At 63.3% G+C, this 21,170-nt stretch carries 17 protein-coding genes; 13 read left to right on the top strand and 4 right to left on the bottom strand.

Annotated elements, in window-relative coordinates:
* Window positions 1-90: 90 nt before the first annotated feature.
* From ACTQZK_RS03230 to ACTQZK_RS03205, 6 genes are all read left to right on the top strand, one after another.
* Window positions 91-4,119: a S8 family serine peptidase gene (locus ACTQZK_RS03230; RefSeq protein ID WP_441898450.1), complete on the top strand. Its 4,029-nt coding sequence runs from the start codon at window positions 91-93 to the stop codon at window positions 4,117-4,119.
* 558 nt (window positions 4,120-4,677) lie between these two features.
* A complete protein-coding gene (locus ACTQZK_RS03225; protein ID WP_225748703.1) occupies window positions 4,678-5,277 on the top strand; it encodes a hypothetical protein in 600 nt (199 codons plus the stop codon).
* Between the two features lie 37 nt (window positions 5,278-5,314).
* Window positions 5,315-6,196 (top strand): energy-coupling factor ABC transporter ATP-binding protein, encoded by an 882-nt coding sequence (locus ACTQZK_RS03220; protein ID WP_441898448.1) that lies wholly within the window; start codon window positions 5,315-5,317, stop codon window positions 6,194-6,196.
* Window positions 6,193-7,065 carry an energy-coupling factor ABC transporter ATP-binding protein gene (locus ACTQZK_RS03215; protein WP_225748705.1) on the top strand — a complete coding sequence of 291 codons (873 nt, stop codon included), beginning with the start codon at window positions 6,193-6,195 and terminating at the stop codon, window positions 7,063-7,065. The genes ACTQZK_RS03220 and ACTQZK_RS03215 overlap by 4 nt, the downstream gene beginning before the upstream one ends.
* A complete protein-coding gene (locus ACTQZK_RS03210; protein WP_258552657.1) occupies window positions 7,062-7,835 on the top strand; it encodes an energy-coupling factor transporter transmembrane component T family protein in 774 nt (257 codons plus the stop codon). The genes ACTQZK_RS03215 and ACTQZK_RS03210 overlap by 4 nt, the downstream gene beginning before the upstream one ends.
* Window positions 7,836-8,326: 491 nt before the next feature.
* Complete coding sequence (locus tag ACTQZK_RS03205) at window positions 8,327-9,178, top strand: deoxyribonuclease IV (RefSeq protein ID WP_441898445.1); 852 nt, start codon at window positions 8,327-8,329, stop codon at window positions 9,176-9,178.
* A 53-nt stretch (window positions 9,179-9,231) separates the two neighbouring features.
* Here ACTQZK_RS03205 and ACTQZK_RS03200 read toward each other — a convergent pair whose 3' ends face one another.
* Window positions 9,232-10,098: a C39 family peptidase gene (locus ACTQZK_RS03200; protein WP_441898443.1), complete on the bottom strand. Its 867-nt coding sequence runs from the start codon at window positions 10,096-10,098 to the stop codon at window positions 9,232-9,234.
* A 261-nt stretch (window positions 10,099-10,359) separates the two neighbouring features.
* On the opposite strand from ACTQZK_RS03200, the gene ACTQZK_RS03195 reads away from it, so the two are divergent.
* The gene (locus ACTQZK_RS03195; protein WP_441898441.1) at window positions 10,360-11,169 is read left to right on the top strand and encodes a MerR family transcriptional regulator; all 810 of its coding nucleotides are present in this window, start codon (window positions 10,360-10,362) and stop codon (window positions 11,167-11,169) included.
* A gap of 212 nt (window positions 11,170-11,381) precedes the next feature.
* Here ACTQZK_RS03195 and ACTQZK_RS03190 read toward each other — a convergent pair whose 3' ends face one another.
* The 3 genes from ACTQZK_RS03190 to ACTQZK_RS03180 are packed head-to-tail and all read right to left on the bottom strand — an operon-like array spanning window position 11,382 to window position 14,552.
* Window positions 11,382-12,791: an aldehyde dehydrogenase gene (locus tag ACTQZK_RS03190; RefSeq protein ID WP_441898439.1), complete on the bottom strand. Its 1,410-nt coding sequence runs from the start codon at window positions 12,789-12,791 to the stop codon at window positions 11,382-11,384.
* A 19-nt stretch (window positions 12,792-12,810) separates the two neighbouring features.
* Window positions 12,811-13,998, bottom strand: coding sequence for an iron-containing alcohol dehydrogenase (locus ACTQZK_RS03185; protein WP_441898437.1), 1,188 nt, complete (start codon window positions 13,996-13,998; stop codon window positions 12,811-12,813).
* Between the two features lie 2 nt (window positions 13,999-14,000).
* Complete coding sequence (locus tag ACTQZK_RS03180; protein WP_428420219.1) at window positions 14,001-14,552, bottom strand: D-alanyl-D-alanine carboxypeptidase; 552 nt, start codon at window positions 14,550-14,552, stop codon at window positions 14,001-14,003.
* Window positions 14,553-14,897: 345 nt separating this feature from the next.
* Between ACTQZK_RS03180 and ACTQZK_RS03175 the strand changes: the two genes are divergently transcribed.
* The 6 genes from ACTQZK_RS03175 (at window position 14,898) to dxr (ending at window position 21,095) form a co-directional block, all read left to right on the top strand.
* A complete protein-coding gene (locus ACTQZK_RS03175; RefSeq protein WP_441898435.1) occupies window positions 14,898-16,337 on the top strand; it encodes a S1C family serine protease in 1,440 nt (479 codons plus the stop codon).
* Between the two features lie 252 nt (window positions 16,338-16,589).
* Window positions 16,590-17,306 (top strand): UMP kinase, encoded by a 717-nt coding sequence (gene pyrH, locus ACTQZK_RS03170; protein ID WP_114567097.1) that lies wholly within the window; start codon window positions 16,590-16,592, stop codon window positions 17,304-17,306.
* 79 nt (window positions 17,307-17,385) lie between these two features.
* Window positions 17,386-17,943 carry a ribosome recycling factor gene (gene frr, locus ACTQZK_RS03165; RefSeq protein ID WP_428421362.1) on the top strand — a complete coding sequence of 186 codons (558 nt, stop codon included), beginning with the start codon at window positions 17,386-17,388 and terminating at the stop codon, window positions 17,941-17,943.
* A gap of 79 nt (window positions 17,944-18,022) precedes the next feature.
* Complete coding sequence (locus ACTQZK_RS03160; protein ID WP_114567095.1) at window positions 18,023-18,802, top strand: isoprenyl transferase; 780 nt, start codon at window positions 18,023-18,025, stop codon at window positions 18,800-18,802.
* The gene (locus ACTQZK_RS03155; protein WP_114567094.1) at window positions 18,803-19,732 is read left to right on the top strand and encodes a phosphatidate cytidylyltransferase; all 930 of its coding nucleotides are present in this window, start codon (window positions 18,803-18,805) and stop codon (window positions 19,730-19,732) included.
* Between the two features lie 73 nt (window positions 19,733-19,805).
* On the top strand, window positions 19,806-21,095 hold the full coding sequence (gene dxr / locus ACTQZK_RS03150; RefSeq protein ID WP_441898432.1) for a 1-deoxy-D-xylulose-5-phosphate reductoisomerase: 1,290 nt from the start codon (window positions 19,806-19,808) through the stop codon (window positions 21,093-21,095).
* The last annotated feature ends 75 nt before the right edge of the window (window positions 21,096-21,170 follow it).

Raw genomic sequence — 21,170 nt, 5'->3', positions numbered from 1 at the left:
TCCTTGTCGCATTCGCTCGGTATACTGAAACGATGCGATGCGCGACGTGTTGTCGCGCGCGATCGATCACGTTTCGAAAAGAGGCGCCTCATGCATGCTCGCTCCGCCCGCACGCTGTTCGACCGACTCGCCGCCGCATTGTGCGCGCTGGTGCTGGTGTTGGGGCTTGTGCCCCTCGCGCCCGCTTCCGCTGCTGCCGAAGAGCAAAGGGGCGAACCTGCCGCCGCTTCTGTTGAGGAGCTGCTGAATGCCGGCGCGTACCGCGAAGGCGAGGCGCTTGTGGTGTACCGCGCCGACGAGGGGCCTGCGCGCTCCCGCTCGCTCGACGCGGCCGACCCGCTTGCCTCTGCGGGCTTCTCGGTTGCCGAGTCGTGGGATTTTTCCGGAGCCGGCGCGGCTGCGGCCGTGAGCACGTTCTCGCTTGACGAGAGCACGGGAGAAGGCGCCGACCAGGACGATGCCGCCGTGGTGGCGCGCGTGACGAAGCCGGGTGCAACCACGGCTGCGTTGCTCGAAGAGCTGCGGGCGATGGACGGCGTGCTGGCGGCGGCGCCGAACTACGTGCACGAGAGCATCGGGGCCGTGGAGCCCGACGGATACGAAGCGGGCTTGCCGAGCATTCCCCCGGTTGCGCCGGTTGGCGAAACGCATGCTTCCGAGCAGCCGGTCGTTGCAGGTACCGAGGTGCTTTCGGTGAACGAGGGGACGCAAGCGAGCACGACGAACGATCCGCTGTCCGCTTTGCAGTGGGCGCTCGATAACGACATAGTTTCCGATTCCGGGATCGCGGCAAATTCAGACGTATCGTTTTCCTCGGTGCGCGCGCAGGCAACGCAAGGGGTGGAGAACATCGTTGCCGTACTCGACAGCGGCGTCGATTACGGCAACGAGGACCTGCGTGGTGCGATGTGGGAGAACCCCGGTGATATTCCCGGTGTACCGGGCCGCGCGGGCACGCACGGCTTCGACTTCATCGATGGCGACGACGAGCCGCTTCCGGAAAATAACAGCTTCGAAGAGTCCCACGGCACGCATTGTGCTGGCATCGTGGCGGCGACCAGCGATAATGAGACCGGGATTGCAGGCGTCTCGCCGAAGACGAAGATCATGGCGCTCAGGACGAACGGGGCTTCTACTGGCGGTAACACCTACGACAGCTCTGTGCTGGCCGCGTACGAGTACCTGCTGCATGCGAAGCTGGCAGGCCAGAATGTGGTGGCTGCCAACAACTCATGGAGTGGCGCTATCTCGCCGGTGACGGAGTACGCCATGAACCAGGCCGGTCGCGCGGGAGTGCTTACCGTGTTTGCTGCCGGTAACAACGACGTCGATGCGGGGTCGGTGGACAACAACCGCATAACGTACGGTTTGTCTGGCAGTCCGTATATCCTTTCGGTTGCGGCAACGCTGCCGCAGGGGAAGTACGCGACATACACCAACTACAACAAATCCATCGTGGACGTGGCGGCTCCTGGCTCGGTCATCCTCTCAACGGTTGCTCGGGGCGCGCAATCGTTCCTGCCTGCTGCGGCGAAGCTGCAGGACAAGGCGGACGGCGCTGCGGGCGTGCGGTCTCTTTACTACCACAACATGACCGACTTCGCGCAGGCTGATAGCGGCGCCCACCTTGTCCTTTACGGCCAAGACAGGATGCCCGCAGCTGATCAGAGCAGGCTTTCGGCGTCGACGGGCTCGGGCCTCGATGGAAGACGTGCGCTCAAAATCACCGTCGACGGCATGACCAAGTACGAGGGAGCCGCTGTCACCTGGCGCATTGCCAATCCCTTCCGCGACATGTCTTGGGAAAGGGCCCGGGAGGTGCGCGTGTCCGCCCTGCCGGGGCTTTCGGCTTTTGCGGGGGGTGGAGACGGGGAGCCGATGGTTTTCGCCGCGGCCTCCGTGATCGACGAACGCGGCAACGCCCTGACCAGTGGCGAGGCATCCTATGGCTCGTTCGACAATCAGAGCCTGGGGTACGCGCGTTTCACGGATGAAGAGTCGTTCAACCGCATCAAGGATCAGGACACGGTGCGCGTGGGCGTCGACCTGCTCTTGCTCACGGATACTTCAGGTGAAGGATCGACTTCCCTTACCGTCACCGATTTCGGCATGGGGTTCGTTGTCGACGATCAGGCATACGACTATCGCTCCGGCACGTCCATGGCGTGTCCGCTCGTGGCGGGGGCCATCGGCTTGCTGGCGTCGCTTCATCCTGAGGATTCGGCGCTCGACCTGCGTGGTCGCATCGTCGGCGGCACGAAGGCGAGCAATCTAGCAAGCGACCAGGTCAAGCAGACGGCTTCGAACGGCACGCTCGATCTGTCGGTGGCGAACGGGGATGCCGTGAACCCGAACACGTGGGACGCCCGCGAGGGGGTTGACGCACAAGGTTCGCCAGCGCTGGTGATAGAGGGGTATGCCCTTGACCGGGCCACGCAGCTTGCCATCGACGGTGTTGCCGTGGATGGAGACCGTTGGGAGGCATCCGCCGACGGCTCGCACGTGGTCGTTCGCGACGCATCGCTGCTCGACGGCGCCCGGCACAGCGTGGTGGTGGGGGATGGCGCGGCCAAGCATCAGGCCGTCTATACGTTCCCGAAAGCCGAGCAGCGCCTTTCCTTCGAGCGAGTGGCCGACTTGCCCGACCCGGGGATTCCCGGCGAGGCCGGGTTCGACTCGGGCTTGTTGATTGCTGCGTCCGACCGGCTGTTCTGCCTCGACTCAAAGGGGCGTTACCTGTACTCGTACGATCCCGATAGCGCGGACGGGTGGACGGCGTGCGCGCCGCCGAGCGGAGCGGGGTTTGACGGGTCGTACTTCCGTGCAAACGGCGCTGCCGCCTACGCCGATGGAAAGCTGTACCTCACGGTGCTCCACGATGGGGAAACGGGCGACCCCGAAAAGCCGTATGTGCTGTTCTTGGGCATGGTTTCCTACGATATAGCAGCCGACGCCTGGAGCGACGAGGTGGTCGATTTCCTATCGTCGGATCCCGGTGGCGCCGGCAGGCATTTTGCGCCGGTTGGCTTGGCCTCGTGCGACGGTCTCATCTACGTTAGCGTTAATTCCCGGATGCAACGACATGTCGTAGAGTACGACCCCGCAACGGGCGACGGGGGAGTTGTCGACATCGCCGCGGCCAATCCTGCAGGGATGTTCGGCTCGCTTGCGTCCGGGCGCACGGCGCCGCTTGTTGCGATAGGGGACCAGGTGCGCTTCGTCGGCTTCGTTCCGGAGGGGGACGGCTACGCGATGGCCCTGGGAACGTTCGACGGTGAAACGTTCGGCATTGTGGAGCCGGGCGCAGATGCGCCGAGGTTCGGTTCCGACGAACTCGATGCGCTGGAAGGGTACGCGCGACAGGCTGCAGCTGCAACGGGAGATTCGATCGTGTTCACAGGGGCGTCGGCCGACGGCCTGGGCGATACCTATGCGGTCGATGCGGCTACCGGTGCGTGGCGCTCGCTTGGCGTGAAGGCTCCGGGCGACGGATCGGCGGCGGTTGCCACGGCATGCTTCTACCGGGGCGAGTACTACGTGTTGGCTGCAAGCGAGGGCCCGGATGGCCGGCCGACCACGTCGCTGTACCGCTTGCCCGATGAAGTGGAGTTGATGCCGAACGATCACGTGGCCAGCGCTCAAGCTGCCGAAGGCGGCAAGGTGAAGGTATCGTACGATGCATTGGCCGCGCCCGCGGCGCGCACGGCGGGCGGAGCTGCGGGATCCGCCGCATCCGCGCGCGTGGAACACGTTGCTCTAGGCGATGCCGTCACTTGGACGGCCGTGCCCGACGAGGGCTACGCGTTTGCCGGATGGTACGGCCAAGACGGCGCACTCGTTGACGAAGAGGCCGTTCATCGGCAGCTTGTGACGGCCGATGTGTCTCTGATCGCTCGGTTCGTCGCCGTCGAGCCTGGCCCTGGCCCCGGCCCTGGTCCTGCGCCGGGCGGTGGCTCCGAGCCGACGCTGCCGACGACGCCGCAGGCGCAGCCCGACCCGAATCCGCTCGTGTCCACCGGAGACGGGGCGCTTGCTGCGATGGCGGTCGTGGCGCTTTCGGCGGCGGGGCTGATCTGCGCTCTGGCGCTTGCCGTGCGACGGCGCCGCGTCGGGCGCTAAAGGCGGAGGTGGTCGACGCGGTGCGCTCGCCGACGTGCGGCGCCAAGGTTCGGAAGCGGGTTTTTGGAAATCGGGCGCAAATCGGGGTCTGTGACAATTTCTCGTGTGAAAACGAAGCGGTGCAACAGCGCCCCGTTTCGCCGTGCCGATGTCGACGTTCGCAATCTCGTTTCTCCCCTGATTTCGAAAACCGCTTGACACCTTTCTCTAACGTTATGCTATAGTTTGCGCCACAACTGAATACCTTGAAACCGATGAGGCGAAGATCAAGCCATCATGAGCACTCACAGAGAGCGGGCGCAGCTGAGATTCCCGCAGTAAGCTGGATGGTAAATGGATCGCCGAGGGAAAGGGGAAAGGAAGGCTTGCCGCAAACGGCTCGGCCGACCGAGTATCCGGACCGTGAGCCTGCGTTAAAGGCAGAGCATGTGATGGCATGTTCATGAGAGGGCCTCGAAACCGAGGTCAATAAAGGTGGCACCGCAGGTTGAAGACCTGTCCTTTATTCGTAAAGGACAGGTCTTTTTTTGTGCGCGGCGCATCAGGAAAGGAAGCGGGATGAAGCAGCATGTGAAGCAGGGAGCAACGGTTGCAGCGGCGGTGCCGAAGGGCCGGTTGCGCGAAATGCCGGCTCCGAAGAAGAAGGCGGGCCTGACGACGCAGGATCTTATCCTGATCGCCGTGCTGCTTGCGGCGGGCGCGGTGCTGAAGTTGACGGTGGGCAGCGTGCTGACGTTCGCGGGCATGAAGCCCAACTTCATCATTGCCATGTACTGCCTGGCCATCGCGCTTACGCGGCCAAAGCCCTCGCAAGCGCTGGTGGTGGGGTTGCTGGCGGGCCTTATCTGCCAGATTCCCCTGCTGAGCGCAACGCCTTGGCTGAACATCCCCTCCGAGGCGCTGGGCGCTCTGACCATGGGGTTGCTGGTGCTCATTCCCATGAAGGTGGGCCGCCTCAACGTGGGAACCGCGGTCGCGGCGTTCGTGTCCACGGTGGTGTCGGGCTACACGTTCGTGCTGCTGCTGGCCGCCATGAACGGCATCGATCTGGTGGTGGCCGTGGCCAGCTACGCGATCATGGTGTTCGGTACGGCGGCGTTCAACGCGGTGCTCGTGCAGATCCTGGTCCTTCCCCTGCAAAAAGTCCTGAAGAAATAGCCTGGATCCAGGTTGAGAAGATAAAGGAATCCCCATCATGATAGAGCTACGAAATTTCAGTTTCCGCTATCGAGAGGGCACCGCCCCCACGGTCCTCGACGTGAACCTGACCATCCCCGACGGTGCGTTCGTGGGCATTACGGGCGCGGCGGGGTCGGGCAAGTCCACGCTCACGTACGCGCTGAACGGCATCATTCCGCATTGCTACCCCGGCGACTTCTACGGCGAAGTGCTCATCGACGGGCTGGATACGGTGGACACCGACCTGACCGAGCTATCGCGCCTGGTGGGAAGCGTGTGCCAGGATATCGACAGTCAGATGGTGTCGTCGGTGGTGGAAGACGAAATGCTGTACGGGCTTGAGAATTTCGGCGTTCCCCGCGACCAGATCGAGATTCGCATGACCGAGGCGCTTGGGGCGATGGGCATCTCGTCTCTGCGCGATCGCGTGATCTCCACGCTTTCCGGCGGGCAGAAGCAGAAGGTGGCCATCGCTTCCATTCTGGCGCTCAGGCCGCGCGTGCTGGTTTTGGACGAGCCGACGGCCGAGTTGGATCCGGCCAGCTCCCTTGCCGTGTTCGACCTGTTGGCGCGCTATGCGTCCGAGCACGGCACCACCGTGGTGGTGGTCGAGCAGAAGATCGCGCTTCTGTCCGAATACGCCGACCTGCTGGTCATCATGGACGAAGGATCCGTGCGGTTCGCCGCGCCGCCTGCCGACGTGCTCGAGCACAGCGACGAGCTGCTGGCCATAGGCGTGAACTGCCCGCGTTCGACCTCGCTTATGAATCGGCTGCGCAAAGACGGCCTGTACGACGGGGCGCTCTGCCGCAACGTGGAGCAAGCGGCCGCAGCGCTAGCCGAGCTGCTGCCAAGGACGGATTCGGAACCGGTTGCTGAAAAGGAGGCGACGGCATGATCGAGTTTCGCAATGTGCATGCGTCGTACGATGAGACGCTGCCTATTCTCAAGGGCGTGAGTTTTTCTATCCGAGAAGGCGAGTTCGTGGCGTTTGCCGGAACGAACGGCGCGGGCAAGTCGACCACGATGCGCCTGATGAACGGGCTGCTGAAGCCCGATGCAGGAGAAGTGCTCATCGACGGCGCGCCCACGACGGACCTCAAGACCAGCCAGCTTGCGCGTACCGTGGGCTTCCTGTTCCAGAACCCCGACCGTCAGATATGTTCGGGAACGGTGCGCGACGAGCTGCTGTTCGGCTTCAAGGCGCTGGGGGAGGACGGCCCTGCCGCGCAAGAGCGCGTCGACGAGGCGATGGACGCGTTCGGCTTTCATGCCGACGACGATCCGTTCTTGCTGAATCGCGGCGCTCGCCAGCTGCTGGCGCTCGCGTCGGTGATCGTGCTCAAGCCGCGGGTGCTGGTTTTGGACGAGCCCACGACGGGCTTGGACTATCGCGAGTGCGTGAAGGTGATGGAAGCCGTGCGCGACCTGCACGAACGCGGCGCTACGGTGATCATGGTGTGCCACGACATGGAGGTGGTGGCCGATTACGCCGAGCGCGTGATCGTGATGAGCGATGGGCGCGTGGTCGACGACGGCCCCACGTTCGACGTGCTGCGCAACCGGGCCACGCTTGAGCGGGCGTCGCTCGTGCCGCCCCAGGTGACGGCGGTGTCCTTGGACTTGGCGGATCGTCGCAAGGACTTGGCTGCCGTTGCCGTGGCGCGCGCCAACACGTTGGATGAGATGGAGGCCGCGGTGGTGGCGCTGGCGGGCGCTGCTGGAAACCTCGCGATCGGCGCTGCGACGGCGGAAGGGAGCCGATGATGGGCGGTTTTTTGGAGTTCGTGCCGGGGGACAGCTTTCTGCATCGTATGAACCCCGTGGCGAAGCTGGCATGCGCGCTTTTGGTGTCGGTGGCGTGCTTCTGCACGGGGAACCTGGTGTTCTTGGTTGCAGTTCTTGTATTTGACCTGGTGTTAGCCGCTTCGTGCGGCATGCTTCGCCCGGCGCTCGGCTTGGCCAAGGCGGTGTTTTTCTTCTCGCTTATCCTGGCCGTTATCCAGGTGCTCACCACGTCGACGGGCGCGGTCGTGCTGCCGCTGCCGTGGGGCTACGTTGGAACCGGCGGGCTGATGGCGGCGCTGACCACCATCGTGCGGCTTATCGCCGCAGCGGTTCCCTTGTTCCTGGTCCTGTACGTAACGAAGCTCACCGATCTGTCGAATGCGGTGGTGAAGGTCCTGCGCGTTCCGTATCGCTATGCGTTCACGTTCACCTCGACCATTCATTTCATTCCGGTGTTCATGAACGACATGAAGGGCATCATGGAGGCGCAGACGGCGCGCGGCGTGGAGTTCGACGCCGGGGGCATCGTCAAGAAAGTGCGCCTTATGGTTCCGCTGTGCGTGCCTTTGCTGGTGTCGTCGGTGCGCAAGACGAACAGCTCCGCCATTGCGGCCGAGGTGCGCGGCTTCAACCTGCGCACGGTGGCCAGCGGATACAAGGAGTACCCCTTTGCGGGAAGGGATGCAGCCGCGCTGGCGGTGTGCGCGGCTTTGGTGGCGGGAGCGCTTGTTCTGGGAGTCATCCAGTAGCCTGATCGCAGGGCGTCGGCGCCCTTTGGAGGCTTTCGCTGCGCAACCGGAGGATGCGAGCGGTGGCGGTGGCTCGGCTCGTGCTTTCCTGTGCGATTTTTACAGGAATGTTGCGTATTTCGGCCTGTATGGGCTTCTTTGTCGGCTCTTCGTCATGCTGGCGTTTTGTTTCCCCAGTTCGTGAGAGCAGGGTGTCGAATTAGACTGATCGGCGTGCAACATTGCGGTGAAAATTGTGCAGGTTGAGGGCCGTGCGCCCTCGATGGGCTCGACCGATGTGCCGACTCGGCCGACGCGCTCCCGGCCCGATTTGCAAGCGCGCTCGGCGCTCCCGGATGCGTTCGGTTGGGACGCATCCGGGAGCGCGGCGCTTGGCAAGGCCGCCGTATTCGGCAAGGCTTCCGTTTCGTTGCGATCTTGCGGAGCGTACCGCAAGATCGTCGGCTTCTGGTACCATGGCATTCGAAATTGTTGCTTGGAAGGAATCATATATGTTTACCATCGGGTGTCATCTGTCGAGCGCCAAGGGCTACCTCAACATGGCCGAATCGGCCGTGTCCATCGATGCCAACACGTTCCAGTTCTTCACGCGCAATCCGCGCGGCGGCAAGGCGAAGGCCATCGACCCGAAGGACGTTGCGGCTTATGCCGCCTATGCGGGCGAACGCGGCATCGTGCGCATACTGGCGCATGCTCCCTATACCTTGAATCCGGCATCCGACAAGCAGCAGACGCAGGACTTCGCGCGTATGGTATTGGCCGAGGACCTGGTTCGCATGGAGGAAACGCCCGGTCAGCTGTACAACATGCACCCTGGCAGTGCGGTAGGCCAGCCCGTAGAGGTTGCTGTCAACAAGATAGCCGACGCGCTCAACCAGTCACTGCTGCCGCACCAGACCACTACGCTTCTGCTTGAAACGATGGCGGGCAAGGGCAGCGAAGTCGGCGGTACGTTCGAGGAGCTGGCTGCCATTATCGCGCAGATCGAGCTGCAAGACCATGTGGGCGTATGCCTGGACACCTGCCACGTGTGGGATGCGGGGTACGACATTGCCGACAACCTGGACGGGGTTCTGGAGGAGTTCGATCGGTTCGTCGGACTCGATCGCCTGCGCGCCATCCATCTGAACGACAGCTTGAACCCGTGCGGTTCGCACAAGGACCGTCACGCGCGCATTGGCGAGGGACGGATCGGCTTCGAGGCGCTTTCGGCTGTCACGAACCATCCGCTGCTGCGCGATCTTCCGTTTTACCTGGAAACTCCCAACCCCGACCTTGCCGGCTACGCGGAGGAGATCGCGAAGCTGCGCGCGGGGCGCAAGGAGGATGCGGCTCGCTTGTAGCGTCGAACGCCGTTCGCGGCGTGCGAAGGGGAAGGCAAGGCGGCGCGATTCTGCTACTTGATGACTACGGCTTGGGCGCCTAGCTCGTAGTAGCGTGCGGTCAGCTGCTGCAAGCTGCACTTCGTTTTCCCGACGAGCGAGTCGCTGATCAGCGCCGTGCCCTCATGCAGATCGTAGCCGCTCACTACAACGCAGTGGCTGTTCGGATAGAGTCGATAGACGCGGCCGTTCGCCTGTTCGACCCGATAGGCGTCGCCCGGGCTTTCAAGCCCTATCGTGCACCAGACGATGACGGGATTTCCGGCGGCAACTTCGTCGAGCACCCCTTCGATGGTCGATCCGGTAAGGTCGAATGCCCCCAAGGGGGATCCCTGGGCGGAGAGGTAAGCGTTTGCGGTCTGGACGATGGCTGGGGCCATGCAGCTGTGACCGTCGGTTGCATGCGGATCGCCCACGAATGCGGTTACGAAGTCGCTGTCGCTACGGGGCAGCCATGCATCGGCGATCTCGGTTTTGTCGAGTTCGAACCCAAGCGACAGCAGCGCGTTCGTCAGTGCAACCGACTCGCAGCCGGTGGGAAGCTCGGGGTTCTGCTGGAGCGCGGGCACGTCGAACGATGCGGCCCTCGGCATCGGGGAGGGGTCTGCTTGCAAGGCGGCCACGTCCTGCGCGGCCCGCTCTTCGGAGTGGACGTCGGCGGCTGCGCGCGAAGAGGTCAGCAGGGAAAACGATACCGCGCCCGCGATCAGCAGCGCCGTCGCAAAAGCGCATAGGCGCACGGCTGTCCGGCGGCTGCGCTGCCGATTGAATATCGGGCGTTCGCGCCGTGCGCGAGGGAGGGCCTGCCGGACGAGCGGTCGACGGCGGCATGCGGCGCGGCGGGCGCGCAATGCGCGTTTGCGAGGCTGTTCGGCGGTCATGCGGCACCTTTCTCTTGAGTTGGCAAGCTGCTGGCTTATCGGTCCATATTGAAAACAGCCTGAAAGACGTTCGCGGAACCTCTTCACCTCGAACACGTCGCGCGATGCCGAATCGTTTCGCTCGTCGCGAAACCTCTTCGATCCTGTGCCGAGCGTTGCGGGCTGTCTTTCGCTTCGGCGTGCGTGATACTATTTCGAATCAGCCCCTTGACCCTCCCCTTGCAGGAGGCTGTTGAATGCGATGAGAAGGAGGTGACATACATGTTCTACATCGGAGAGTTCTCGAAGATGGGCAAAACCACTATCAAGACGCTGCATCATTACGATCGTATTGGACTGCTGCGTCCGGCTGCGGTGGATGGGGTGACAGGCTACCGTTTGTACGCCACGGGCCAGCTTGCCGATCTGCATCGGATCCAAGCGCTCAGGCAAGCGGGTCTGAGCATCGACGAGGTGGCCGCTATCGTGGGCGGCGCCGATCCTCGTCCCATACTCGCGCGGCGCCGCGATCGGATCGAACGGGAACTCAGCGCGCGCAAGGATCGTCTTGCACGCATCGCATTCATGCTTTCAGACGAAGAAAAGGGGTTTACCATGGACTATCAGGCAACGATCAAAGACATTCCTAGCTGCATCGTGTTCTCGAAAACAATGACCGTTCCGGACTTTTCCGCGTACTTCGAGGTGATTCCGGCCCTCGGTCGTGCCGTGATGGCGACGAACCCGAACCTCAAGTGCGCCACGCCCGAGTACTGCTTCATCACGTACCTCGACGGTGAGTACAAGGAGCGCGACATCACCATCAAGTACAGCGAGGCCGTCGAGGGGTTCGGCGTGGAAGGCAACGGCATCGTGTTCGAGGAGGCGCCGGCCGTCACCGTTGCGTCCGTGATGCATCGCGGGCCCTACGCCGATCTGTCGCGCGCCTATGCGTTCGCGATGGAATGGGTCGAGCGCAATGGCTACCGCGTGACCGGTCTTGCCCGCGAGAGTTACATCGATGGCATCTGGAACTGCGAAAACGAGTCCGATTGGCTCACCGAGATTCAGGTTCCGGTAGAGAAGAAGTAGGCATGCTTCGCGAGCTTGCGGGGGTGGACGCTTGAGGTTCTTGCTGGGATTCGGCTGACCGGGCTGCGACCCCCCCCCTTCGGCTTTTTTGCGGCTTGCGCGGGATGCGTTCGCCCAGGTTATTCGCCGGAAGGCTCGTTGTTTTGTCGAACGGCGCGTCGTGCAGGGTGCGCCGCGCTTTCTCGACGCACCCTCTTGGAGCTTTGGAGGGCTTACCTCATCAGCATTCTCAGCAGCTTGATCTTGTCACCGAAGGGTGGGTTGCGGATGGGAAGCTCGAGCCACGTGCCCTTCTTGAGGGTGGACTTGTAGTGCGTGAAGCAGTCGAAGCCCACTTTGCCGTGATACGCGCCCATGCCGGAGTTGCCCACGCCGCCGAAGCCCATGTGGTTGTTCGCCAGGTGAACGACCACGTCGTTCACCGTGGCTCCGCCGAATTGCAGACGGGTAAGCACGCGGTGCTGCACCTGCTTGTCGTCGGAGAACACGTAGCAGGCCAGCGGCTTCTCGAACGTGCGCACGATGTCGAAGGCCTGGTCAAGCGAGCGGTACGTAAGAATGGGCAGCACGGGTCCGAAGATTTCCTCGTTCATGACGGGGTCGTCGAGCGTCACCCCGCGCAGGCACGTGGGCTCTATGCGCAGCGTGGCGGCATCGCCGTGGCCGCCGAACGCCACGGATGCGTCCGGATTGCGGTTCTCGATCAGCCCCATGACGCGTTCGAAGTGGCGCTGCGATATCATGTGCGGCCATTCGTCGCACGCGAGGATGTCCTGGCCGTAGTATTGATGGAAGCATGCGTCCAGCTGGGCCACGAAGTCGTCCGCCACGTGTTCGTGCACCAGGAAGTAGTCGGGCGCCACGCAGGTTTGCCCGCTGTTGATCCCCTTGCCCCAAGCGATGCGCTGCGCCGCTCGCTTCACGTTGGCCGTTTCGTCCACGATGCAGGGGCTCTTGCCGCCCAGCTCCAGCACGACGGGCGTCAGGTGCTTGGCCGCCGCTTCCATAATAGTGTGCCCCACGTTCGGGCTGCCGGTGAAGAATATCTGGTCCCAGCGCACCTCCAGAAGCCAGTCGTTCATGGCTCCCGAACCGGGGAACCCGCACACGAACTCGGGCGGGAACACGTTGGCCAACAGGTCGATCAAAAGCTCGCTTGTGGCCTTTGACGTGCGGGAAGGTTTGAGCGCCACGCAGTTGCCGGCTGCGATGGCGTCTACTAGCGGCACAAGCGCCAGCTGCACGGGGTAGTTCCACGGCGACAGCACCAGCACCACGCCCAAGGGGCTCGGATACACTTTCGAAGTGGAGTGGAAGTGCACGATAGGGGTGCGCACGCGGCGCGGCCGCGCCCATGAACTCAGGTGCTTCAGGCAGGTGTTGATCTCGTCGTAGACGATGCCCAGCTCGGTTGCATAGCCTTCGAACGGGGCTTTTCCCAGGTCGGCGTGAAGCGCGTCCAAAATGCGCTCCTCGTTTTCCTTGAGGTAGCTTTTCAGCTTGACGAGCGCTTGGCGGCGGTATTCCACCTGCAGCGTGGCTCCCGTTTGGAAGAAGTCGTGCATCCTGCGCGCTTGAGCTTCGACGTCGGCAACGTTTTGGAAGGCGGGTGTGCTGGTCATGGGGTCCTTCGCTTTCCTCTTAGTAGGCGGCTTCCAGGATGCGCATCGCAACATCCACGGTGATCTCGGTCTTGTTGTAAAGCGCGGCGCCGTCGTAGCGCGCCTGCTTCGCCACCGCTTCCAGCTGGTCGCGTTCCACGCCCGTTTCAGACAGCTTGAGCGGTACGCCGTAGGAGTCGTGGTACAGGTCGTTAAGCGCGAACAGGTGCTCGCAGAAGGCCCCGTCGCGAGCGTCGCTCGACGCGTTCGCGCCTAAGGACGCCGCACGGGCCGGCGCCAGGTACGGCAGCAGCTCCCCGTACAGGCCGGCGTGCGTGCCCGTGTCCAGGTTGTACGCGACGCAGTGGGGAAGCAGCATCATCATGGCCTGCCCATGAGGGATATGGCACAGTCCGCCCAGCGAATGCCCGATGGCATGCACGATGCCCACCATGGCGTTGCTGAACGCGGCGCCGGCCATGAGCGATCCGAGCGCAAGGTTGGTGCGCGCTTCCACGTTGCCGCCGTCGCGGCACGCTGTTGGCAGGTTCTGCGAGATCAGCTCGATCGCCTTCACGGCGAACGCGTCGGACACGGGGTTCTTTTGGATGGACGTGTACGCTTCGACGGCGTGCGTGAGCGCGTCCATGCCCGTGGTCGCGGTCAGCTTCGGCGGCAGCGACGCGGTCAGCGCGGGATCCAGCACGGCTACGTGCGGCACCAGCTTGTAGGACGTGAACGACAACTTCGCGCGCTTGCGCGTGTCGGCCACCACGGCCACCAGCGTCACTTCGCTGCCGGTGCCGGCCGTGGTGGGAACGGCGATGAAAGGCGGCATGTCGTTTTGCAGGATCTCCGCGCCTTGCAAGGTGGCGAAGTCGACGCCCTCGCAGGCAAGCGAGGCTGCGGCGCCCTTCGTGGTGTCGATGACCGATCCGCCGCCGATGGCCACGAACCCGTCGCATCCGCGTTGCGCGTACAGCTGCGCCACCTGGTTCACCACGTCCATCGACGAGTCGGGCGGCACCTGGTCGAACACGTCGTAGGCTACGCCGGCGGCGTCCAGCACGTCGGTGAGCTTCGCGGCAACGCCCAGCTTCACCAGCCCGGCGTCGGTCATGACCAGCGGGTGCTTGACGCCGCGGTCGGAGAGTTCCCCGGGAAGCTTGTCCAACGCGTGCTGGCCGCAGACGATTTTGGTGGGGCAGCTGAATTCGAAACCTTGCATGGCTATCCTTTCCGAGGCTCCGCCGGGCGGGGGAGCGGTTTGACGGCGGGCTTTGAGATTCGGTAGGCTGCGCGCCAGCCGAAGAACATTTTCAGCAGCGCGGTGAACAGGTAGGTCAGGGCCACGCCCGTGCTGTTGGGGCCGCGAGTCGAGAACGCGCGCTGCGCAAGCGCGTCCTGCAGCGTCATGCCGCCGGAGAAGCAGGCGAACGCGTAGGCCGACGACCGAAACGCGATCACGTAATCCACGGTGACGGCCTGCTCGTTCGCGCTGGCCAGGCCGCTTCCCGGTTCCACGTCCCGCGCAAGGGCGCTCGGCGGCACGCGCTTGAACGATCCGCTGTCGGTGCGTCGGCACGCGCATGCCAGCCCGGTTCCGTCGACGGTCAACATGAAGGTGCAGCCGGGCTCCAGGTAGTCTATTTCTGCTTGGATGCGCTTCGATACGCGGCGAAACAGCGAAATCAGCAAGGGGAGCAGGCGCAACAGGATGCGGATGTACAGCTCTTGCACGCGCTGGGCCAGGGTGCGATGCGGTTGGGAGGGTCGATCCATACGCGCTCCTTCGATAGGGGTTTGCCGACGTTGCTCGTATCATACCGCGCCGTTGCCGAATGCGGAGCGAAGAGTGCTTTTCGGGGCGCGCCGCACCGTGTGATCGGGCGGTTGGCGCTTGCGCTGCGGGCGCGGCGCGGTCGGCTCCCGCTTCGTTGGCGCCTTTGCACCCGCCAGTGTACGGCTTGGTTTCGGTACGTACACCAATCGGTGTAATTCCATGACGCGAAGATGACGATTGAGTGCAAGCGACCCAGATCAGAAGCTTGGCGTGCTAAGGTGACCGCGTTACAAGCAGTACGTAAGACGAGCGATCGCGATACGAAATAAAGGAGCGTGAAGCATATGAGCGAAACCAATGGAACCACCCCGAGCGGCAGCCCCTTGCCGCCGAAGCCGGGCGACGAGCGCGCCCAGCACGTTGCTCCTGCGGGACAGCAACCTTACTATCAGCAGCCGGGTCATGGGTATGCCGCGGCGCAGCACACCGCCGTGCCGTCGACGCCTCAGGCCAAGTCCAGCGCCGGCCGGACGTTCGGCGTTGCATTTGCCGGAGCGGCCCTTGCCTGCGTCATCGGGTTGGGCGGGTTCGGCATCTGGCAAGCCTCGACCGCAGGCTCGTCTTCCGGTGACGGGAGCTCTTCTACCCAGATCGGATCGTCGAGCGGCAGCGTCATCAACGCCGAAGGGGAAAGCGTGACCCTGGCCGAGGCCGTGGCCAGCAAATCCCTGCCTTCCGTAGCGGCCATCGACGTGTACACCAGCCAGTCCGGCATGGGGCTGTACGGCTACGGCGTGAGCGGGTCTTCCGAGTCCACGCTGACGCAGTCGTCGCTGGGCAGCGGCGTCGTGTTGACCAAGGACGGCTACATCGTGACGAACTACCACGTGGTCCAGGGCGCCGACGCGCTCAAGGTGACCGTAGGCGGCAACACGTACGATGCCCAAGTTGTTGGGAGCGATCCCAGCTCCGACCTGGCCGTTGTAAAGGCTAAGGATGCAACCGACCTGACGCCGATGGCAATTGGCGACTCCGACAACCTGACTATCGGCGAATGGGTTATGACCATCGGCAGCCCCTTCGGTTTGGAGCAGTCCGTTGCCACGGGCATCGTGTCGGCCACCAGCCGCTCTCAGATCATGAACAGCAGCGCCCAGCAGGGCGGGTCGGGCGAAGTGACCATCTACCCGAACATGATCCAAACCGACGCGGCCATCAACCCTGGCAACTCCGGCGGCGCGCTTGTTGACGCCGAGGGCAAGCTGATCGGCATCAACACCCTGATCACGTCGAACTCCGGCAACTACTCCGGCGTTGGGTTCGCCATCCCGGTGAACTACGCGGTCAACATCGCCCAGCAGATCATCGATGGCAAGACCCCGACCCATGCGCAGCTTGGTGTGTCCATGTCCACGGTGAACTCGCAGAACGCCAAGCGTTACGGCCTGTCGGTTGACAGCGGCGCGTACGTTGCCGCCGTGAATCCCGGCTCCGGCGCGGCGGAGGCTGGCTTGCAAGCGGGCGACATCATCACCAAGTTCGACGGCAAGGACGTTGCCTCGGCAAGCGATCTCATGCTGGCCGTTCGCGCCAAGAACCCCGGCGACAAGGTTTCGCTTGACGTGAACCGCAACGGCGAGACGAAGCAGATCGAGGTCACGCTGGGATCCGACGAGTCCTCGCAGGCTGCCACCACGCAGCAGAACAGCTCCACTTCGAAGGAGTCCATGCTTGAGCGCCTGTTCGGCGGCGGTAGCGGCGAGTCGCAGCAAAGCGCGGCCTAAGAGCTGACGGCGGTTTCTAGCGGCCCCTGCATGTGAAGCGGGGGCCGCTTTTCCGTCGAGGCTCGTGCGGTCGCTTCTGCGAAACCGAGTGCCGAAACGCGCGAGGGCAAGGCTTCTCGGCGGTGTTTTTTGGTTTGTCCTTTGCGTGAAATGCCTGAAAACGGCCGCGTTGACTACGCGGCCGTTTCTTTTTCAGGTACTATAGATAGGCTAAATTCAAAGCAATGAACGACCACCGAGAGGATAGAGTCTATGTCTGAAGAGTATCGGTACAAGCGCGTGCTGCTCAAACTGTCCGGCGAAGCGCTGGCGGGGGATGTTGGCTACGGTATCGATCCCAAGGTGGTCGACGACCTGGCCGACCAGATCGCCGACATCGTGCGCGACGGCGTGCAGCTTGCCGTGGTGGTGGGCGGCGGCAACATCTTCCGCGGCCTGGCCGGATCGGCCGAGGGCATGGACCGCGCGCAGGCCGACTACATTGGCATGCTGGCCACGGTCATGAACTCGCTGGCCCTGCAGGACGCGTTCGAGCGCCACGGCATTTTCTCGCGCGTGCAAAGCGCCATCAACATGCAGGAAGTTTCCGAGCCCTACATTCGCCGTCGCGCCATCCGCCACATGGAGAAGGGTCGCGTGGTCATTTTGGCCGCCGGCACGGGCAACCCGTACTTCACCACTGACACCACGGCCGCCCTGCGCGCGTGCGAACTGGACGTGGACGTGCTCATGAAGGCTACGAAGGTCGACGGCGTGTACGACAGCGATCCCAAGAAAAATCCGGATGCCAAGCGCTACGATCGCATCAGCTACATGGACGTGCTGTCGCAGGGCCTCAACGTCATGGATTCCACGGCGACTTCGCTGTGCATGGACAACAGCGTGCCCATGATCGTGTTCGACCTGACGGTAAGCGGAAACATTTCGCGGGCTTTGAAGGGCGAAAACGTCGGAACCACGGTAGAATAAGGCCAACGAACGAACGAACGAACGAACGTAGCGCTCGCGCGACGAGCGTATTGCAAGAAGCAGGTTGAAAGGAATCGGAATGATCGACGATATCATGCTGCAAGCTGAGGAGCGCATGCAAGGCGTGCTCCATTCGCTGGGCAACAACTTCTCCGCTGTGCGCACGGGACGCGCGAACGCCATGGTGCTCGATCGCATCAGGGTGGACTACTACGGCGTGCCGACGCCGGTCAACCAGATGGCGGGCGTCAAGGCTCCCGACGCGCACATGCTGGTCATCGAGCCGTGGGACAAGGGCGTGCTGGGCGCCATCGAGCAGGCCATCCTGGCCAGCGATCTGGGCGTGACGCCTTCGAACGACGGCTCGGTCATTCGCCTGCCGTTCCCCGCGCTTACCGAGGAACGTCGCCGCGATCTGGTGAAGCAGTGCAAGGGCTACGCCGAGGAGGCGCGTGTCGGCGTGCGCAAGGCCCGCCAGGACGCCAATGCCGCCATCGAGCGCTCGGTCAAAGAGGACAACCTTCCCGAAGACGACGAGCGTCGTGCCCAGGCTGAAGTCCAGAAGCTCACCGACAAGTACGTCGCCGAGGTGGACGAGGCTTTCAAGAAGAAAGAAGCCGAGGTGATGGAGATTTAACTCGGCGCAAGCTGGGATAAATCTCCGAAGCCGACGATCGCGCGATCGTCGGCTTTCTCGTCTTTTGTGAGGTGGTAGCGTGAACAAGCCCTTGGATTACATATTTCCCCATCCGCCGGCGGACCTGGATCCGACGCAGCTTGACCCTGCGGCGGTTCCCCAGCACGTGGCCGTCATCATGGACGGCAACGGTCGATGGGCGAAAGAGCGCGGCAAGAATCGCCTGTTCGGCCACAAAGCCGGCATCGAGGCGGTGCGCGAGACTATCCGCTGCGCGTCCGACGTGGGCGTTCGCTACCTAACCATCTATTCGTTCTCGTCCGAGAACTGGCGCCGTCCGCAGGAAGAGGTCATCGGCCTGATGAACCTGTTCGCAACCACTATGCTGGCTGAAGTGGACGGCTTGCACGAAGAGCACGTTCGGGTCATGACCATCGGGCAGACCGATGCGCTTCCGAAGAAGACGCGTGACGCATTCGCGAAAGCGTGGGAGAAAACGAAGGACAACGACGGCATGACCCTGGTCGTGGCGGTGAACTACGGCGGCCGTCAGGAGCTGCTCGACGCCGTCCGCTCGTACATGGACGAGGCTCATGACGCGATGCGCGACGGTCGCGCGCCCGAGGAGCTTACCGAGGAGTCGTTCGCTCGCCATCTGTATACTGCCGACATTCCCGATCCCGACCTGCTTATTCGCACGAGCGGCGAAATGCGCGTATCGAACTTCCTGCTGTGGCAGATCGCGTATTCGGAATTCGTGTGCACCGACGTTCTGTGGCCCGACTTCAACCGGTACGAGTTGCTGCGTTCGCTGCTTGAGTACCAGGGGCGCGATCGACGGTTCGGGGCGGTGAAGTAAGTGGACGAACGGCCCGGCGATCAGTCGGCCAACGATGATCGCAAGCGCACCGAGCGCATCAAGGACTTCGCGTACGGAAAGACGCCCAAGAAGCTGAAGAACGCCACGGACCTCCAGGTGCGGTTTCGCACGGGCTTCGTGTACGTGGCGCTGTCCGTGGTGTGCATTTTGGCAAGCGAGTGGACCACGGTTGCGTTCTTGGTTGCCACGGCCGGTATCACGGCGGGCGAGTTCTACTACATGCTGCGTTCCGATGCGAAGCTTCCCAACGAGATGCTTGGCATCATCGCGGCCATGCTGTACCCGCTCAGCGTGTTTTTCTTGGGATTGAACGGGGCGCTGTACGTCAGCATGGCGCTGCTTCTGGCGTTGATCGTGTGGTACGTGTTCTGGATGCGGGCGCGCGTTCCCGACGTGGGCGTGAGCTTTTTCGGCGCGGCGTACTGCGGCATGCTGCTGTCCGGCCTGGTGGTCATCCGCACGGCGCTTCCCCAGCCGTGGGGCGGCGTGCTGGCCCTGGGCGTGTTCTTGAGCGTGTGGGCCAACGATTCGTTCGCTTATTTGGTGGGCAGCAAGTTCGGCAAGCACAAGCTGGCTCCGCGGACCAGCCCCAAGAAAAGCTGGGAGGGCTTCATTGCCGGCTTGGTGGGATCGGCTGTGTTCTGGTGTTTGATGACGTTTATTCCGGGCGTGGTCATGTCCATTCCTCAAGCTATCGTGTTTGGCCTGATCAGCGGATTGATGGGCGTGCTTGGCGATTTGGCTGAAAGCCGCATCAAGCGCAATTCGGGCTTCAAGGACTCCGGGAGCATCATGCCGGGCCACGGCGGCTTGCTCGATCGATGCGACTCGCTGTTCTTGGTGGCCGTGACTTCGGCCATCCTTTTGGTCGGGGGAGGCTGCATTCCGTTTCCCGTTCCTCTTTTCTAGGGGCGGGCGACGCGGCCGCCTTTGCTGGCACCGCGAACGACTTGGTGACTGAACGCTCTGATAGGAGGCGTACGTGAAACGCATCGTTGTTCTGGGCTCTACGGGTTCTATCGGCACGCAAACGCTCGACGTGGTCCGCAGGCATGCGGACCAGCTTGAGGTTGTTGCGTTGGCGGTGCATTCGCGAGCGGACGAGCTTTTGGCTCAGGCTCGGGAGTTCGGGGTGCGTCACGTGGCGGTAGGCGACGAGCGTTTGAAGGGCGAGGCGGTTGCCGACGACCTGGCGGCCCTGGTGCGCGAGAGCGCGCAGCCCGCACCGAGCGCATCGTCTACGCTTGCCCAGGCCGTTGCGCGCCGCGAAGCCGGCGGCGAAGGAACGCTGGGGTTCGGTGCCCAGGCCGTTGCGCGCTTGGCGAGCCTTCCCGAGGCGGATATCGTGGTGAACGCCCTGGTGGGAGCAGCCGGTTTGCGCGCAAGCTACGAAGCGTTGGCGGCAGGCAAGGTTCTTGCTCTGGCGAACAAGGAGTCCCTTGTAGTGGGCGGCGACCTCATCATGCCCCTGGCTGCGCAGGTTGACGCCCAACGTCGAGCTGCGGGAACGGCACCTGCGCAGGGTCCTGCGGGGGCGCTCATGCCCATCGATTCCGAGCATGGGGCAATCTACCAGTGCCTGCTCGGCGAGGACGCGCGCGAGGTGTCGAAGCTGTGGGTGACCGCTTCGGGCGGCCCGTTCCGCGGACGCACGCGTGCCGATCTGGCTTGCATCACGCCTGCTCAAGCCCTGGCTCACCCCACCTGGAACATGGGGGCGAAAATATCCATCGACTCGTCCACGCTTATGAACAAGGGGCTCGAGGTCATAGAGGCCCATCATTTGTTCGCGATGCCCTATGACAAGATCGAAGTGGTGGTGCAGCCTCAAAGCGCCATCCATTCCATGGTGGAGTTTTCCGACGGCAGCGTGAAGGCGCACCTCGGCACCACCGACATGCGCATTCCCATCCAGTTCGCGCTGTCGTATCCCGAGCGCTGGGACGCTCCGGTTGCGCCGCTCGACTTCCGCACGCTGGGCACGCTGGAGTTCGCCGCGCCCGACACCGATACGTTCCGTTGCCTTGACCTGGCGTATCATGCGGGGCGTACGGGCGGTACGCTGCCGTGCGTCATGAACGCCGCGAACGAAGTTGCAGTCGCCGCGTTCTTGGCCGAAGAGGGAACCTATTTGGGCATTGCGGAATGTGTCGAAGCCGTCATGGACGTGCACGAGCGCAACGGCGTTCAACGGGTCGAGAGCCTTGATCAGCTGGAGGCCGTGGATGCTTGGGCTCGCCAGGAAGCGCGTCGATGGATCGAAGCTCGCTAGTCCGCCAACGCAGCCTGTTCGTATAGCGCTCGCTTCTGGCAGCCGACGCGGATTGCCGTAATGCTCGAAGACAAA

Origin of the sequence: Paraeggerthella sp. LCP19S3_G8, assembly GCF_052119225.1 — a bacterium.
Classification (GTDB): Bacteria; Actinomycetota; Coriobacteriia; order Coriobacteriales; family Eggerthellaceae; genus Paraeggerthella; species Paraeggerthella hominis.
The sequence above is the reverse complement of the archived record's forward strand: the minus strand, read 5'-3'. Positions and strand labels throughout refer to the sequence as shown.

Coding starts and splice junctions, on each gene's coding strand:
- ACTQZK_RS03230 (WP_441898450.1), top strand. CDS start 91: ATGCATGCTCGCTCCGCCCGCACGCTGTTCGACCGACTCGCCGCCGCA.
- ACTQZK_RS03225 (WP_225748703.1), top strand. CDS start 4,678: ATGAAGCAGCATGTGAAGCAGGGAGCAACGGTTGCAGCGGCGGTGCCG.
- ACTQZK_RS03220 (WP_441898448.1), top strand. CDS start 5,315: ATGATAGAGCTACGAAATTTCAGTTTCCGCTATCGAGAGGGCACCGCC.
- ACTQZK_RS03215 (WP_225748705.1), top strand. CDS start 6,193: ATGATCGAGTTTCGCAATGTGCATGCGTCGTACGATGAGACGCTGCCT.
- ACTQZK_RS03210 (WP_258552657.1), top strand. CDS start 7,062: ATGATGGGCGGTTTTTTGGAGTTCGTGCCGGGGGACAGCTTTCTGCAT.
- ACTQZK_RS03205 (WP_441898445.1), top strand. CDS start 8,327: ATGTTTACCATCGGGTGTCATCTGTCGAGCGCCAAGGGCTACCTCAAC.
- ACTQZK_RS03200 (WP_441898443.1), bottom strand. CDS start 10,098: ATGACCGCCGAACAGCCTCGCAAACGCGCATTGCGCGCCCGCCGCGCC.
- ACTQZK_RS03195 (WP_441898441.1), top strand. CDS start 10,360: ATGTTCTACATCGGAGAGTTCTCGAAGATGGGCAAAACCACTATCAAG.
- ACTQZK_RS03190 (WP_441898439.1), bottom strand. CDS start 12,791: ATGACCAGCACACCCGCCTTCCAAAACGTTGCCGACGTCGAAGCTCAA.
- ACTQZK_RS03185 (WP_441898437.1), bottom strand. CDS start 13,998: ATGCAAGGTTTCGAATTCAGCTGCCCCACCAAAATCGTCTGCGGCCAG.
- ACTQZK_RS03180 (WP_428420219.1), bottom strand. CDS start 14,552: ATGGATCGACCCTCCCAACCGCATCGCACCCTGGCCCAGCGCGTGCAA.
- ACTQZK_RS03175 (WP_441898435.1), top strand. CDS start 14,898: ATGAGCGAAACCAATGGAACCACCCCGAGCGGCAGCCCCTTGCCGCCG.
- pyrH (WP_114567097.1), top strand. CDS start 16,590: ATGTCTGAAGAGTATCGGTACAAGCGCGTGCTGCTCAAACTGTCCGGC.
- frr (WP_428421362.1), top strand. CDS start 17,386: ATGATCGACGATATCATGCTGCAAGCTGAGGAGCGCATGCAAGGCGTG.